This is a genomic window from Mesorhizobium sp. M0938 (assembly GCF_040319125.1).
Taxonomy (GTDB): Bacteria; Pseudomonadota; Alphaproteobacteria; order Rhizobiales; family Rhizobiaceae; genus Mesorhizobium; species Mesorhizobium robiniae.
The window spans coordinates 125137-140564 of the sequence record NZ_JAMYNS010000017.1; the positions used below are offsets into that span (position 1 = coordinate 125137).

The 15428-nt window shown below is 63.6% G+C and carries 16 protein-coding genes; 8 read left to right on the plus strand and 8 right to left on the minus strand.

Features of this window, described 5'->3' with window-relative positions:
• Positions 1 to 106: 106 nt before the first annotated feature.
• Entirely contained in the window at positions 107 to 397 is a 291-nt protein-coding gene (locus tag NKH73_RS25840; protein ID WP_352937205.1) for a DUF1127 domain-containing protein, read from the plus strand.
• 146 nt (positions 398 to 543) lie between these two features.
• On the opposite strand, the gene NKH73_RS25845 is transcribed toward NKH73_RS25840, so the two are convergent.
• From NKH73_RS25845 to NKH73_RS25860, 4 genes are all read right to left on the minus strand, one after another.
• Positions 544 to 1542: a DUF937 domain-containing protein gene (locus NKH73_RS25845; RefSeq protein ID WP_352937206.1), complete on the minus strand. Its 999-nt coding sequence runs from the start codon at positions 1540 to 1542 to the stop codon at positions 544 to 546.
• Between the two features lie 101 nt (positions 1543 to 1643).
• Positions 1644 to 3017, minus strand: coding sequence for a glutamate--cysteine ligase (locus NKH73_RS25850; RefSeq protein WP_352937207.1), 1374 nt, complete (start codon positions 3015 to 3017; stop codon positions 1644 to 1646).
• A 202-nt stretch (positions 3018 to 3219) separates the two neighbouring features.
• The gene (locus tag NKH73_RS25855) at positions 3220 to 3954 is read right to left on the minus strand and encodes a 16S rRNA (uracil(1498)-N(3))-methyltransferase (protein ID WP_352937209.1); all 735 of its coding nucleotides are present in this window, start codon (positions 3952 to 3954) and stop codon (positions 3220 to 3222) included.
• Positions 3955 to 3985: 31 nt separating this feature from the next.
• Positions 3986 to 4648 (minus strand): hypothetical protein, encoded by a 663-nt coding sequence (locus NKH73_RS25860; protein ID WP_352937210.1) that lies wholly within the window; start codon positions 4646 to 4648, stop codon positions 3986 to 3988.
• A gap of 87 nt (positions 4649 to 4735) precedes the next feature.
• Between NKH73_RS25860 and NKH73_RS25865 the strand changes: the two genes are divergently transcribed.
• Together NKH73_RS25865 and NKH73_RS25870 are read left to right on the plus strand one after the other, a co-directional pair.
• Complete coding sequence (locus NKH73_RS25865) at positions 4736 to 5434, plus strand: type 1 glutamine amidotransferase (protein WP_352937212.1); 699 nt, start codon at positions 4736 to 4738, stop codon at positions 5432 to 5434.
• A gap of 268 nt (positions 5435 to 5702) precedes the next feature.
• On the plus strand, positions 5703 to 5834 hold the full coding sequence (locus NKH73_RS25870) for a hypothetical protein (protein WP_352937229.1): 132 nt from the start codon (positions 5703 to 5705) through the stop codon (positions 5832 to 5834).
• 99 nt (positions 5835 to 5933) lie between these two features.
• Here the strand turns inward: NKH73_RS25870 and NKH73_RS25875 are convergent, their stop codons facing one another.
• Genes NKH73_RS25875 through NKH73_RS25885 form a run of 3 tightly spaced genes read right to left on the minus strand, consistent with a single transcriptional unit; the run spans position 5934 to position 8739 of the window.
• Entirely contained in the window at positions 5934 to 6707 is a 774-nt protein-coding gene (locus NKH73_RS25875; protein ID WP_352937228.1) for a metallophosphoesterase, read from the minus strand.
• A 35-nt stretch (positions 6708 to 6742) separates the two neighbouring features.
• Positions 6743 to 7879: an alpha-hydroxy acid oxidase gene (locus tag NKH73_RS25880; protein WP_292405417.1), complete on the minus strand. Its 1137-nt coding sequence runs from the start codon at positions 7877 to 7879 to the stop codon at positions 6743 to 6745.
• A 56-nt stretch (positions 7880 to 7935) separates the two neighbouring features.
• Positions 7936 to 8739 (minus strand): FadR/GntR family transcriptional regulator, encoded by an 804-nt coding sequence (locus NKH73_RS25885; protein WP_352937215.1) that lies wholly within the window; start codon positions 8737 to 8739, stop codon positions 7936 to 7938.
• A gap of 261 nt (positions 8740 to 9000) precedes the next feature.
• Between NKH73_RS25885 and NKH73_RS25890 the strand changes: the two genes are divergently transcribed.
• From NKH73_RS25890 to glcF, 5 genes are read left to right on the plus strand one after another with little or no spacing between them, the layout of a single operon-like run.
• Positions 9001 to 10497: an FAD-linked oxidase C-terminal domain-containing protein gene (locus tag NKH73_RS25890; protein ID WP_352937216.1), complete on the plus strand. Its 1497-nt coding sequence runs from the start codon at positions 9001 to 9003 to the stop codon at positions 10495 to 10497.
• A gap of 3 nt (positions 10498 to 10500) precedes the next feature.
• Positions 10501 to 11085 carry an ASCH domain-containing protein gene (locus NKH73_RS25895; protein WP_352937217.1) on the plus strand — a complete coding sequence of 195 codons (585 nt, stop codon included), beginning with the start codon at positions 10501 to 10503 and terminating at the stop codon, positions 11083 to 11085.
• A complete protein-coding gene (locus NKH73_RS25900; RefSeq protein ID WP_352937219.1) occupies positions 11082 to 12338 on the plus strand; it encodes an FAD-binding protein in 1257 nt (418 codons plus the stop codon). Before NKH73_RS25895 ends, NKH73_RS25900 begins: the two co-directional genes overlap by 4 nt.
• Complete coding sequence (locus tag NKH73_RS25905) at positions 12335 to 12736, plus strand: DUF4870 family protein (protein WP_352937220.1); 402 nt, start codon at positions 12335 to 12337, stop codon at positions 12734 to 12736. Before NKH73_RS25900 ends, NKH73_RS25905 begins: the two co-directional genes overlap by 4 nt.
• 11 nt (positions 12737 to 12747) lie before the next feature.
• Positions 12748 to 14073 (plus strand): glycolate oxidase subunit GlcF, encoded by a 1326-nt coding sequence (glcF, locus tag NKH73_RS25910; protein WP_352937221.1) that lies wholly within the window; start codon positions 12748 to 12750, stop codon positions 14071 to 14073.
• A 171-nt stretch (positions 14074 to 14244) separates the two neighbouring features.
• On the opposite strand, the gene NKH73_RS25915 is transcribed toward glcF, so the two are convergent.
• The gene (locus NKH73_RS25915) at positions 14245 to 15165 is read right to left on the minus strand and encodes a bifunctional 5,10-methylenetetrahydrofolate dehydrogenase/5,10-methenyltetrahydrofolate cyclohydrolase (RefSeq protein WP_352937222.1); all 921 of its coding nucleotides are present in this window, start codon (positions 15163 to 15165) and stop codon (positions 14245 to 14247) included.
• Positions 15166 to 15428 lie beyond the last annotated feature (263 nt).

The window sequence follows — 15428 nt, forward strand, 5'->3', positions numbered from 1 at the left end:
TTTTGGGACGACGACGTGCATCTTCTACGTGGATCGGGACCGGAACGGCCGCTGTTGCCAGCGCCGATCGCCCCGCTTCGTCCGTTCAAATATGAAGGAGGCTGATATGGCTACGTTCGACTTCGCCACCGAGACTTCGCGCATCACGTCGCGTCCGGCTATTGCGACGCGCGCGGCCAACGCCATTTCCAACGTCTACCGCGCCTGGAAAAACCGCCGCGCCTTCTACCGCCTCGGCGAAATGTCGGACTCCGAACTCGCCGACATCGGCTTGACGCGCGCCGATCTCCACGTCGCCATCGAGGTACCGTTTGGCCGCGATCCAACCGAGAGGCTTCGCGTCATCGCGACCGATCGCGCGGACACGATCGAGGATCTTGCCCGCAAGGTGGCCTGATCGCGTTCCGTTTGCTGCCCAGGATTTCGCAGGCTCCCACTCCCTGCCGGTTCCCCGCCGGCTCGCCTGCACACTGCCCGGTTCTCACAAGGACCGGGCATTTTCTTTGGGCGGCGCTGAGATCAGGTGTCGGCCACCTCGTCAGTTTACCGCCGGTCCATTCCCTGCTTGAACTGGTCGAAGATCGACTCCATGCCCCTTTGGTAGTCATCGCGCTGCTGCGCACCCGTCTCGAACATCTTGCCGAACAGATCGTCGAATGGATTGCTTGGCCTGCCGCTCGGATTGGGCGCGGGCTGCGGTGCCTGGCGCTGTTGCGGCGCAGGCTGCCCGCCAGCCATGCCGCCCCCTTGGCCGCCGCCAAACATGTCCTGCAGCACCTTGCCGAGCGGATTGTCGCCCATTGGATTCTGCGTCTGCTGGGGCTGGTGCTGCGGCTGCTGCGCACCACCGCCGAACATGTCCTGCAGCACCTTGCCGAGCGGATTGTCGCCCATCGGGTTCTGTGTCTGCTGCGGCTGGGTTTGCGGCTGCTGGCCACCGCCGCCGAATATGTCCTGCAGCACCTTGCCAAGCGAATTGTCAGCTGGGTTTGCAGGCTGCGGCGCCTGGCGTTGCTGTGGTGCCGGCGCCTGGGCGCCGCCGCCCGCTTGCCGCATCATCTGCTCGATGAGCTCGCCGAGTGGATTGCCGCTGCCGCCGAAGCCGCCGGCCCCCTGCATCTGGTTGTTGGTCTGCTTGAACAGGCCGCCCATCACCATCGAAGCGACGGCCGGCAGCATCTGCTGCAAGACCTGCTGGCTGACGCCGCTCGCCTGCGCAGCCTGGCCGGCAACGGCGCGCGACAGATCCTTCGAGCCGAACAGATGCCCAAGAATGCCGTTGCCTTCATCGACGCCCTGCGGCGAGAAAGCCCGGCTTGCGTCCTCGAAATATTTGGCGTGCTGGCCGCTGGCCATTGCCGTCATGAACGAGCCGAGCCCGTAAGGGTCGGAGGTGTTGCGCTTCAGCCCCTGTGAAAAGGCCGGCAGCAGCGCCTCGACCGCCGATTGCGTTTGCTGCTGCGAAAGCCCGAACTGTTGGGCCAGCGCCTGCATGCCGTTGCCGTTCTGAGCCTGTGCCAGAATGTCGAACAAGGAAGGCATTGGTTTTCTCCTCGGGAAAATCCTAGGGAGAGAAACTAATCCGTTTCCATCATTGATTGAAGCGGCTTTCTTGAGCTGTCGGCCAAGCGGATAGCGAACAGTTAATACGCATACTCCATGAACACTGGTTCGATCGAACCGCCCCAGCGCGTATGATAGGCCGAGAGCAGCTCTTCGGCGCTGGTGGTACCGCGCGCGACGACTTCGTCCAGCGTGCTGAGGAACGACGTTTCGTCGTAGCCGTCACGGTTCTTGCGGCCGCGGTTCTTCAGCCCCATGCGCGAGATGACCAGCACGTCGCGGGCGATCTCGCGCAGTGTCGTGTTGCGGAACGGCGCCGAAATACCTTGCGCCGGCACGGCGTTGCGCATTGCCAGCACTTCTTCGTAGCTCCAGCTCGAGGTCAGCGCCTCGGCCGCGTCGAGCGCCGCCGCGTCATAGAGCAGCCCGACCCAGAACGCCGGCAACGCGCAGATGCGCCGCCACGGTCCGCCATCGGCGCCGCGCATTTCAAGGAAACGCTTCAAGCGCACGTCGGGAAACAGCGTCGACAGATGGTTCGCCCAATCGCCCATCGTCGGCAGCCCGTCGGGTATCTCCTTGCGGGCCGCACCTGCCATGAACTGGCGAAAGGTGACGTGCGTCATGTCGTGGTAGTGGCCGTCGCGGATGACGAAATACATCGGCACGTCGAGCGCCCATTCGACATAGTCGGCGAAGCCGAAATCGGGCGAGAAGCAGAATTCGAGCAGGCCCGAGCGGCGGTTGTCGGTGTCGCGCCAGATGTCGCCGCGCCAGCTCTGCAATCCGTTGGGCCGGCTCTCGGTGAAGGGCGAGTTGGCGAACAGCGCCGTCGACAGCGGTTGCAGCCTCAGCGACACCTGCATCTTGCGGCGCATGTCGGCCTCGCTCTCGAAGTCGAGATTCACCTGGATGGTGCAGGTGCGGTACATCATGTCGAGGCCCTTGGTGCCGACCTTGGGCATATAGCGCGTCATGATCTCGTAGCGCGACTTCGGCATTTTCGGCGTCTCGGCCAACGACCATTTCGGGCTGCCGCCGAGGCCGAGGAAGCGGATGCCCATTGGCTCGGCGATCTCGCGCACCTGCGCCAGATGCGCATTGCCCTCGCGGCAGGTCTGGTGGATCGTCTCCAGCGGTGCGCCAGACAGCTCGAACTGGCCGCCGGGTTCCAGCGAGATCGCGCCCTGGCCGGTCGGCTCGACCAGGCCGATGATGCGGCCGGCATCCATGATCGGATCCCAGCCGAGTTTTTCCTGCATGCCTTCGAGAATGGCGCGGATGCCGTGCTCGCCGCCATAGGGCACCGGCGCATTGCCGTCGACATAGAACGGGAATTTCTCGTGTTCGGTGCCGATGCGCCATTTGTCGCGCGGCTTGTTGCCTTCGGCCAGATGCTCGACAAGCTCGTCGACGCCTTCAATGGGCCGGAAATCGGTTGTGTCGCGCGCCATCAAAAGCCCTCCGACGCATTGACTCCGAAAATCGGTATCGATTTCGCTGGGATCATGCGTCAACCAAAGTGCTACAACGTCCTATGCGCGTCCGAAAGGACGCGCGGCGCTGCAGGCGGCCAGACGACCGCCGGCGCTAGATGACGAAATGTCAGTAGACGAGCAAGCGAAAAATCCTGAGCCACAGGTCAAGTGGAATTGATCACCAGTCCCCGACCGTCGCCTGTATCACCGCCAGCGCCGCCACTGCAGCCGTATCGGCGCGCAGGATGCGCGGTCCAAGCGGAATCGCCGTGACGAAGGGCAGCGCCCTCAGCATCCTTCGTTCCTCGTTGGAAAACCCGCCCTCCGGCCCGACCAGCAGCCCGAACTTCTTCTCCCGCACCGCTTGCAGCGCGGGCAGGGGATTATTGGTCGAGGCATCCTCGTCGCAGAAGATCAACCGCCGTTCCTTGTCCCAGCCTGCCAGCAGGCGTTCGAATTTTTCCGCTTCGCGCACCTCCGGCACCGCCAGGATACCGCATTGTTCGGCTGCCTCGACGACATTGGCGCGCAGGCGTTCTATGCCAGGCTTTGTCACTTGCGTGTGCTGGGTGACGACCGGCTGCAGGACGCCGGCGCCCATCTCGACCGCCTTCTGCACCAGATAGTCGAGCCGCCCCTGCTTCAATGGCGCAAAACAGTAGAGGAGATCGGGCGGCGGCGGCTGCGGCCGCTGCAAGGTGAGCACCTTCAGGCGTACCGCTTTCTTGGATTTGGCGGCGATTGCCGCTAACCATTCGCCGTCGCGGCCGTTGAACAACAGGACTTCGGCGCCTTCGCCGAGCCGCAGCACATGCATCAAATAGTGGCCCTGCTGCGGGCTCGCCTCAAACTCGATATCCGGTCCGAGGTCGTCCGGCACGAACAGCCGCTGCATCTTGTAATTGGCGCGCATCGCCGAGGAATGGGCGAGCCGGCTCCTGGCGTCAAGTCTCGGCCGAGGGATGCCAGACGGGTTCGTAGCCTTGCCTCAACACGGACACGGTGGTTGCCGGCGTGAGCAGGCGGATTGGACGGTTGGCAAAGCCGCCGAATCCCACCGGATGGCCCCCCACCGGATGGCCATAGCCTGCGAACGACCAGCGCAGTGCCTTGCCGCTGCGCAATGCATAAGCGTTGCCGCCGTCCGCGACCATAGCGCCGTCCGGCAGCCCGGCAAGCTCTTCTGCGGATACGACCGGTGCCCGCCCGCCTGCCGCGAGCCGCTCCTTATGCAGTCGCTTGTCGACCTGCGGTGCGCGCGGCTCGGCAATGCCGATGGATACGCCGAAGCGCTGGACGAAATCCCTGGCCCGTTCGCGCCGGCAGAAGAAGCAGGGCCGATGCCCGGCCGAGAGCGCCGTCACCTCGTCCAGGAAAAACAATTCGGTCCAGCCGGGTTTTCCTCCTGGCCGATTTCGGCCCATCGGCTCGCGCTGCGCGTCGCGGAATTCGCAGACGCAGATGATCCAGGCATGCAGCGCCCAGCGCTTTTTCAGCAGCGTCTTCGTTTCGGGATCATGGATGATGCCGCGATTGCCCATGAACAGGCCGCGTTCCGGCACGGCATGGATGACGCCGAACGGGTCTACCCGGTTCTGCAGTGGCATAGCTTTCTCCCCGAATACGCATCTTGGCTGGAATGACGGCGGCATGATATCGCTCGTCGCATCTTTTTCGTGTCAGCAGGTTTTTCGATGCGGGTGCTGGTGGTCCAGAACTACGACAAAACGGGCCTTGGCCAGGTTGGCGCAGCGCTTGCTGAGGCCGGCGCCGATCTCGATCTGCGCCGCCCCTATCAAGGCGATGCCCTGCCGGAAGATGCTGCCGCGCACGACGCCTTGGTGGTGCTTGGCGGTGGCCAGAACGCGCTGGCCGACGACGACTATCCCTATTTCCCCGCCTTGCTCGAACTGACCCGCGATTTCGCCGACAGGGACCGCGCCGTGCTCGGCATCTGCCTCGGCAGTCAGCTGGTCGCCCGCGCCTTTGGCGGCGAGAACCGGATCGGCGCTGCCAACGAATTCGGCTGGTGCGGCGTATCGCTGACGCCGGCGGCCAAGGCCGATCCGGTGCTCGGCGCACTGCCCGAGAAATTTCCCATCTTCGAATGGCACGACGACACCTTTGTGCTGCCTGAAAACGCCGTGCGGCTCGCCGGCAACGATGTCGCCGAGAACCAGGCGTTTCGCATCGGCCGCGCCGTCTATGGTTTTCAGTTCCATTTCGAGGCCGACCGTCCGATGGTCCGCGACTGGAGCAAGTCCTTCGCCCCGCTCATAGCCCAGCGGCATCCCGACTGGAGCGATCGGCTCGACGACGAAATCGCCCGCAACGGACCGGATGCCGATGCCGCCGGGCTGGCCATCGCCCGCGCCTGGGTGGCGGCAATCTGACGCTTGTCAGGACCTACGTTGCATATTTGGCACGCCGGCAAAAATCCGCTGTGGACAGTTTCTTTCGTCCTTGGCTTGTGGCCGCCCGCCACTCTAGAAGGCACGCGCTCTGCATCGTCCGTGCAACGCGATGAACCCTTTGGATCACTCGCGCGACACATCGCCGATACAGAACTTCCCTAGAAGCGCGAAATCGTGTTTTCCGTTTCAACCCATTGGTAACCCGGCTCGTGCACAGATACAGAAAGCTCAACAAGAGATGACGTCCGTGAAAGCAGCGCTTCTGTCCTTTGTCATGTTGTCGGCCATCGTGTTGTGCGGCCTGGGCACCTATGCTGGCGACGCAGCCAACAATCACAACGCCATCGACGGCTATGGCGTCACCACTGCGCTTCGCTAATGCATGTCGCCCAAAGCCACTCGGGCTTGACCCAAGGTGGGCAGCGGCTTTGGGATAAAGTCATACACAAAGCCAGAGACTTGAAGCGCGCCGCCGCTTTTAAGCTCTCTCCCCCGATACCACCAGGATACGCTTGTCCGCGCCGTCCACGACGAGCGCGGTAAGGTTTCCCGTCTGCCAGGCGAGCGTGTCGATGTTAACGCGGTTGATCATCACCTCCGCCTCCGGCACCGGCGTGTGGCCGTGCACCACGATCTTCGGATGGAGGCCCGCATGGTTGTGGAAGATATCGCGGATCCAGATCAGGTCCTGCGTGCTCTGACTTTCCAGCGCAATGCCCGGGCGGATGCCGGCATGGCAGAAGAAGAAGTCGCCGAACGTCAATGAAAACGGCAGCGACTGCAGGAAGTCGACATGGCTTTTCGGCACGGCCTCGACAAGCGCTGCATGGCCTTGCCGCAGTGCTGCCTCGGACCTGCCAAACCACGCGCCGCCGCCTTCATTGAGCGCCACGCCGTAGGATTGCGCGGTCTGGATGCCGCCATAGCGCATGAAAAGCCCGTCCGCATCCGGTGTGTCGAGAAAGTCGAGGAAGCCGATGTCGTGATTGCCGGCGAGCATCAGGTGGCGCGGGTCGCGTTTTTGCGCTTCGATCAGGAAATCGAGGACCCCCTTGGAATCCGGGCCGCGGTCGACATAGTCGCCGAGATGGATGACACGCCAGTCGGCCGGCCGTGCCTGGCGGATCTCGGCCGCAATCCGGTGGTACATGGCGGCAAGCAGGTCGAGCCGGCCATGCACGTCGCCGACCGCATAAAGGCGGATGCCTTCCGGTCCGCGCGCGTCGAGAAAGTGGATGCCGGGGGCGGTCAATGCTTGCATCTCTGTGATCATGCCGTCACGGGAGTCTAACGTCGAAGCTGATCCTTGCCCATGTCGGTTACCAAACGCTTTCCGCACAGCGCCAGCGTTATGTCCATCTCCTTGCGGATGATCTCCAAGGCTTTTGTCACGCCTTCCTTACCGAGCGCGCCCAAGCCGTAAAGAAAAGGCCGGCCGATATAGGTGCCCTTGGCACCGAGGCAAAGCGCTTTCAGCACATCCTGGCCCGAGCGGATGCCGCCATCCATATGGACCTCGATCGTGTCGCCGACCGCGTCGGCGATCTCTTCGAGTACTCCGATCGACGACGACGCACCATCGAGCTGGCGTCCGCCATGATTGGAGACGATGATCGCGTCGGCGCCGGTCTTGGCCGCCATCAGCGCGTCTTCCTTGTCGAGGATGCCCTTCAGGATCAGCTTGCCGCCCCAGCGCTCCTTGATCCAGGCAACGTCCTTCCACGACAGATGCGGGTCGAATTGCTCCGTCGTCCATGACGACAGTGAGGTGAGGTCGCCGACGCCCTTGGCGTGGCCAACGATGTTGCGGAAGGTCCGGCGCTTGGTGCCTGCCATGCCAATGCACCAGCCCGGCCGGGTCGCCACCTGCCACATGTGCTTCGGCGTGAAACGCGGCGGCGCCGAAAGCCCGTTGCGGATATCCTTGTGACGCTGGCCGAGAATCTGCAGATCGAGCGTCAGTACCAGCGCCGAGCATTTCGCTGCCTTCGCCCTGTCGATCAGGTCGAGGACGAAATCCTTGTCGCGCAGCACGTAGAGCTGGAACCAGAACGGCTTCTTGGTCACCGATGCGACATCCTCGATCGAACAGATGCTCATCGTCGACAGCGTGAACGGCACGCCGAATTCCTCCGCCGCCTGCGCCGCCAGCATCTCGCCGTCGGGGTGCTGCATGCCGGTCATGCCGGTCGGCGCCAGCGCCACCGGCATCGCCACTTTCTCGCCGATCATGGTCGATTCCAGCGAACGGTTGCTCATGTCGACCAGCACGCGTTGGCGGAATTTGATCTTTTGGAAATCTTCCTCGTTCGCCCGGTAGGTGCTTTCGGTCCATCCACCTGAATCGGCATAGTCGAAGAACATCTTCGGCACGCGGCGGCGCGCCAGGTCCTTGAGATCGGCGATGGTGAGGATCATGCTCATGGGCTTCCCGCTGGTTCTTCGCTAATTCGTCGTTGTTGATTTTTTCTTGCCGGCGCTCAAGAGCGTTTCTTTGCCGGCTCGCTGTCGCCGGCTTCGGAGCGCTGCATGAGCCTCAGGCGCGACACGCGCTGCCAGTCGCCGCTGCGCTCGGCCTCGGTCATGGCGCGTTCGACATGGGTGATGTGGTCCATGGCCGCCTGTCTTGCAGCCGCCGGGTCGCCGGCTTTCACCGCTGCGTAGATCGCCCGGTGTTGCGAAAGCAGCGCCTCGCGCGCGCCCGGCACGTTGAACACCAAAAGCCGGTTCTGGAACACCCCCTCCGACAGCAGCCGGTAGCACGAGCGCAGCGTATGCAAGAGGATGATGTTGTGCGCACATTCGCAGATCGCGTGGTGGAACTCGACGTCGATTTCCGCCTCGTCGTCGAAGTTGCCGGTCCGGTGCGCCTCGTCCATGCGCGCCATGATGCGGTCGAGCAGCGCCAGGTCGTCGGATGTGGCGCGTCGCGCCGCGTACTCGGCCGCTACCGCTTCGATCTCGCGGCGGTATTCCAGATAGTCGGTCGCCGCTTTGCGGTGCATGGAGATCAGGTCCGTCACCGGCTTGGTGAACAGCTGGCCGATGACGTCGGCGACATGGGTGCCGCCGCCGGGCCGTGTCGTCAGCAACCCGCGCCCCTCCAGCACCTTCAGCGCATCGCGCAGGATCGGCCGCGATACTTCGAACCGACGCGCCAGCTCGCGTTCGCCCGGCAGCTTGTCGCCGGTGCGCAGGACGCCTTCGAGGATCAGGTTTTCGATCTGCTGCACCACCTCGTCGGCGGTGCGAGAATGCTCGATCCTGGAGAAAATGTCGCTCAACGGGAATGCCTGGGTTGAACCGGTGTTGCGCAGGATAAAGCCAGTGTCGCTAAGTGGTCAAATTATTTATCCAATTGGTTCGCCGGGCAGATTGCGACGCTGAGGCGGATATCGTCTTCGGCTAATCTCTTATTTGTGGCAAAACATTCTCGACATCGAAAATTGCGAGCCGTCGGGTTTCCCAAATTTGGCAAGTGGGATTTGCAACAGAGACAAGTCGCTGGTAAAACATTTTTACCACTCAATTGAAGGAGGCTGTGAATGTCCGGCCTGCTGATGCCGAAGCCAGACGACGCCACGATGCGCCGGCGCGACGAGATCGTCGCCGAGATGCGCATCATCGTGCCGGGCGAAGGCGTCGTCGACGCGGCCAATTCGATGCGTGCGTTCGAGAGCGACGGCCTCACCGCCTATCGGCAATTGCCGCTGGTCGTGGTGCTGCCCGAAACGGTGGCGCAGGTGTCGCGCGTGCTGAAATATTGCAACGACCGCAATATCCGCGTCGTGCCGCGCGGCTCCGGCACCTCGCTGTCCGGCGGCGCGCTGCCGCTCGAAGATGCCGTGCTGCTGGTGATGAGCCGCTTCAACCGCATCCTCGAGATCGATTTTCCAAACCGCATCGTCGTCGCCCAGCCCGGCGTCACCAATCTCGGCATCACCACCGCCGTCGAGCAGGAGGGCTTTTATTACGCCCCCGATCCATCCTCCCAGATCGCCTGCTCGATAGGTGGCAATGTCGCGGAGAATTCCGGCGGCGTACATTGCCTGAAATACGGTCTTACCGCCAACAATGTGCTCGGCATCGAGATGGTGCTGATGAACGGCGAGGTGGTGCGGCTCGGCGGCAAGCACCTCGACGCGGAAGGCTACGACCTGCTCGGCGTCATGACCGGTTCCGAAGGGCTTCTTGGCGTCGTCACCGAAGTCACCGTGCGGATCCTGAAGAAGCCGGAGACGGCGCGGGCGCTTCTGATCGGCTTTCCGACCAGCGAGCAGGGCGGCCAGTGCGTCGCCGACATCATCGGCGCCGGCATCATCCCAGGCGGCATGGAGATGATGGACCGCCCGGCGATCCACGCGGCCGAGGATTTCGTCCATGCCGGTTACCCCCTGGACGTCGAGGCGCTGCTGATCGTCGAGCTCGATGGGCCCGGCGTCGAGGTCGATCATTTGATCGGCCTTGTCGAAGCCATCGCCTATAGCAACGGCTCGACCACATGCCGCATCTCGCAGTCGGAGCAGGAACGGCTGAGCTTCTGGGCCGGTCGCAAGGCAGCCTTTCCGGCGGTCGGCCGCATCTCACCTGACTATTACTGCATGGACGGCACCATCCCGCGCAAGGAACTGCCGCGCGTGCTCGCCGGCATGCGAGAGCTCTCCGAGAAATACGGGCTCGGCGTTGCCAATGTCTTCCATGCCGGCGACGGCAACCTGCATCCGCTCATCCTCTATGACGCCAATATGCCGGGCGAGCTCGACAAGGCGGAAAGCTTCGGCGCCGACATCCTGCGGCTCTGCGTCAAGGTCGGCGGCGTGCTGACCGGCGAGCACGGGGTCGGCGTCGAGAAGCGCGACCTGATGCCGGAAATGTTCAACCAGATCGACCTCGACCAGCAGATGCGGGTCAAATGCGCTTTCGACCCCAACCATCTGCTCAACCCGGGCAAGGTGTTTCCGCAGTTGAGGCGATGCGCTGAACTCGGGCGCATGCATGTGCACCGGGGGCAGGTGGCGTTTCCCGACATTCCGAGGTTTTGAGGGATGCTGCTCAGGCAATCCACCCTCGATGGCATCGCCCGCGGCGACATTACGCTCGCCTTTCGCCGATGGAAGCGGCCGACGGTCAAGGCTGGCACAAGGCTGCGGACGGCAGCCGGCGTCGTGCGCATCGGCAAGGTCGAACCGACAGACGAGGCCGGACTGACTGACGCAGATGCGATGGCTGCGGGTTACGCCGATCGCGCCGCCCTCCTTGCTGATCTCCGCGCCGGTGGTGATCGCAGCCTCTACCGGATTGCTTTCGACGGCATTGAGGTCGACGCGCGGATTGGCTTGCGCAATTCGGGGGACCTGTCCGATGCCGACTGGCATGCGCTTGCGGCGCGTTTCGAACGCTGGGACAAGACCGCTCCTGGCTACTTCGCTGCGATACTCAGCCTGATTGCGAAAAACGTTGCCACATCAGCAGCATCCCTCGCCGAAAAGCTCAGCGTCGAAAAGCCGAAATTCAAACAGGATGTCCGCAAGCTCAAGGGACTTGGCCTGACCGAGAGCCTTGATGTCGGTTACAGGTTGTCGCCAAGAGGTGAGGCAGTTCTCGAAAAACTTCGGGAGCATAGGCTTTGACCACTTTCACCCCATCCACATCAGCCGAAGTCATCTCCACCGTCGCCTGGGCCGCGGCGGAAGAATCGCCGCTCGAAATCCTCGGCCATGGCTCCAAGCGCGGCATTGGCCGTCCGCTGCAGACCGAACATACGCTCGACCTGTCGAAACTGTCCGGTGTCACGCTCTACGAGCCGGCCGAACTGGTGCTGTCGGCGAAAGCCGGCACGCCGCTCGCTGAGATCGAAGGCCTGCTTGCCGAAAACGGCCAGCAGCTTGCCTTCGAGCCGCTGGATTATGGCCCGCTGCTCGGCGGCGAGAAGGGAAAAAGCACCATTGGCGGTGTGCTGGCGGCGAACCTTTGCGGCCCGCGCCGGCTGAAGGCGGGCGCGGCGCGCGATCATATCCTCGGCATTGCAGCGGTTTCGGGCCGCGGCGAGGCCTTCAAGTCGGGCGGTCGCGTGGTTAAGAACGTCACCGGCTATGATCTCTCCAAGCTCATGGCCAACAGCTGGGGCACGCTGGCTGTGTTCACCGACGTCACCTTCAAGGTCCTGCCCGCTGCCGAAACCGAAGTCACGCTCGCCGTCCGTGGCCTGCTCGACGACCATGCCGCCGCGGCCATGGCGCTGGCGCTCGGCTCCAGTGCGGAAGTGTCGAGCGCTGCCCATCTTCCTGAACGCGTCGCCGCACGGGTCGCCGGCGGCAGTCTCGGCGGTGCCGCGGCGACATTGCTGCGCGTCGAAGGGTTTGGGCCGTCGGTCGCATACCGCATCGCCGCGCTGAAAGACCTGCTCCGAAATGCCGGCCCGATCGAGGAGATTTCGGGCGAGATCTCGCGTTCCGTCTGGCGCGATATCAGAGATTGCGCGCCGTTTGCCGACGGCCTGGAAAAGCCGGTGTGGCGGGTCTCTATGGCGCCGGCGCAAGGTCACCAGATGGTGCTGGCGCTGCGCATGCAGGCGGCCGTCGATGCCTTCTATGACTGGCAGGGTGGACTGGCCTGGCTGCGCATGGAACATGGCGATCCCGAAGCCGATCTCCTGCGCGGACTGGTGAGACAATATGGCGGCGGCCATGCGACGCTGGTGCGCTCCGCCCCTTCGCATCGCACCGCTGTGCCGGTATTCGAGCCACAGGCGCCGCAACTGGCGGCATTGTCGGCGCGGCTCAAAGCCGAGTTCGATCCCAAGAATATCCTCAATCCCGGCCGTATGGCGCCGGCTGCAGGCTCTGCTACTCTTGGCTCGGCAACCGAGGGAGCAGCATCATGAGCGACATCAACCCAGGCCCGACCGACTCAGGTAAACCCGCGCCGCGCCAGACCGACCGCTGGCTGGAGCCCGGTCCGACCAACGCACTGGTCATCTACATCCTCTATCTTGCCAGCCTCGTCATCGGCGTCACCGGCATTGTCGGAATCGTTCTGGCCTATATCAACCGCGGCAAATCAGGCGGCTTCGTCGAGAGCCACTACACGTTCCTGATCCGCACCTTCTGGATCGGCCTGCTTTATGCGCTGATCTCGGTTGTGCTGATGATGGTGGCGATAGGCGTCGTGCTGATGTTCGCCGTCGCCGTCTGGTTCATTGCCCGCTGCATTCTCGGCCTGCAGGCGCTGCAGCGTGGCGAGCCGGTTAAAAACCCGGAAAGCTGGTTCCTCGGGCTATAGGATTTCTTTGCGTGCAGACAAATTTCTCAGCTGCCCAGCTTACCGATCCGCATGTCGCGGAATCGGAAAAGATCCTGCGCAAATGCGTGCATTGCGGCTTCTGCACAGCCACCTGCCCGACCTATGTGACGCTTGGCAACGAGTTGGATTCGCCGCGCGGGCGGATTTACCTGATCAAGGACATGCTGGAGAACGGTCGCCTCGCCGACAAGGAGATCGTCACCCATATCGACCGTTGCCTGTCCTGCCTCGCCTGCATGACCACCTGCCCGTCGGGCGTCAACTACATGCATCTGGTCGATCATGCCCGCGCCCATATCGAGGAAACCTACAAGCGCCCGCTGCTCGATCGCCTGACGCGCGCGATGCTGGCATTCGTGCTGCCTTATCCCACGCGCTTTCGCACCGCGCTCAAGCTGGCGAAACTCGGCCAGCCATTCGTCGGACTGTTCGAAAAGGTCTCGGCATTGAAGCCGCTGGGCGCGATGCTCAAGCTCGCTCCGGCGTCGGTTCCCGTCGCATCGCCAATGGCTTCGCCGGGCATCCATGCCGGGCAGGGTGCGAGAAAAATTGGCCGCGTCGCCATCCTCACCGGCTGCGCGCAATCCGTACTCGATCCCGGCATCAACGACACGACGGTCGCGCTGCTGACGCGGCTGGGCGTCGACGTCGTCGTGCCTGAGGGCGAGGGCTGCTGCGGCGCGCTGGTGCATCATATGGGCCGCGAGGCGGCCGCGCTTGCTGCGGCCAGGCGCAATGTCGATGCCTGGACGCGCGCGATCGACCGGGGCGGGCTCGATGCAATCGTCATCACCGCGTCCGGCTGCGGCACCACAATCAAGGATTACGGCTTCATGCTGCGCCTCGACCCGGCCTATGCCGGCAAAGCGGCGCGAGTGTCGGCGCTGGCCAAGGACATCACCGAATATCTGGTGAGCCTCGACCTGCCGGAACCCGTGCGCAAGCCGGGCACCATCGTCGCCTATCACTCCGCCTGTTCGATGCAGCACGGCCAGAAGATCACCCGTCAGCCCAAGGAGCTGCTGGCCAAGGCCGGCTTCGTCGTGCGCGAGCCGCGCGAGGGGCACCTGTGCTGCGGCTCGGCCGGCACCTACAACATCCTGCAATCCGAGATTTCGGCAAGACTGCGTGACCGCAAGGTCAGAAATATCGAGGCAACGGGCGCTGAAATTGTCGCCACCGGCAATATCGGCTGCATCACCCAGATCGCCTCGGCTGCGAAGCTGCCGGTGGTGCACACGATCAAGCTGTTGGACTGGGCGTATGGCGGCCCGAAGCCGGAGGGCGTTCCGGAAGAAAAGCTGGTTACAGTCTGAGTAACAGGACGGTCGTGGGCGCCAGGCCCCCTCATCCGGCCGCTTCGCGTCCACCTTCTCTCCGCTGGGGAGAAGAGGTTGGCGCCGGCGCCGACAGTCTCCTCTCCCTTCGGGGAGAGGTCAGCCGAGCGAAGCGGAGGCTGGGTGAGGGGGCTGGCGCCGCCCTGTGCCCTACTCCGCCGCCAACTTGTCCACCACACCGTAGGTCGCCTGGTAGCGCACGCGTTGCCGGCTGAGCGCCACCATCGTGTTGCGCAAAAGGATCGCCACGGTGATGGGACCGACTCCGCCAGGGACGGGCGTTATCCAGGACGCCACCTCCTTGACGCTCTCGGTATCGACGTCGCCGACGATGCGGCTTTCCCCGTCCGGTCCGATCTCGGCATTGATGCCGATGTCGATGACGGCCGCACCCGGCTTGACCATGTCGGCCTTGATCAGCCGCGGCTTGCCGACCGCGACGAACAGCGCGTCGGCGCGGCGCGCGTGCGCTGCCACCGAACGCGTCATGTGGTGGCAGACCGTCACTGTCGCGCCTTCGCTCATCAAGAGGAAGGCGATCGGCTTGCCGACGATCTCGGAATGGCCGACGATGACGACCTCGAGCCCCTTGAGATCGAGGCCGGTTTCCCTAAGCAGTTCGACCGAAGCGGCGGCCGTGCACGGCGCGAGGTCGAGCTGGTTGTAGACGATGTTACCGATGGACGCCGGATGCATGCCCTCGACGTCCTTGAGCGGATGCACTGCCGCCTGCAGCGTCTTGATCGGGATATGCGCCGGCACCGGCCGCTGGATGATGATGCCGGTGACGCGTGGATCGGCATTAAGGCCGTGGATCGCCGCTTCCAGTTCGCCTGATGTGATGTCGGCGGGAAACCGTCTTTCCTCGAAACCGATGCCGGCCAATGCCGCCTTGGCACGCTGGTTGCGCACATAGACATCCACCGCTGCGGTGTCGCCGACGGTGATCGATATCAGTTTGGGCGGAAAACCTTCGGCGGTGGCGATCGTTGCGTCCTCGCGAACGGCAGCGATGATGCGTTGGGCGACCGGGCCACCTTTGAGATAGCGGCTGTCGTCGGGCAGGGGCATGGAGATGGGCCTTTGTCTGGAAGCGCTGCGGCCGACATAGCAAAAAAACGCGAAGAATGGCAGCGAGAATGCGAACCGCCATAACCTCCAGCGCGACGTGCCGGCCAAGCCCGATCGTGTTCCAGAAACAGAAAGGGGCGCGCGGGTTGGCGCGCGGGCCCGTTCGTTCGGGCCCCCAGACCCCACCGGCCCGGCCCCCGTTTTCCCGCGCACCCGGTTTTTTGGTTAACGGAGCCCCATCGTTTTTGGGGAGAAAAAACAAA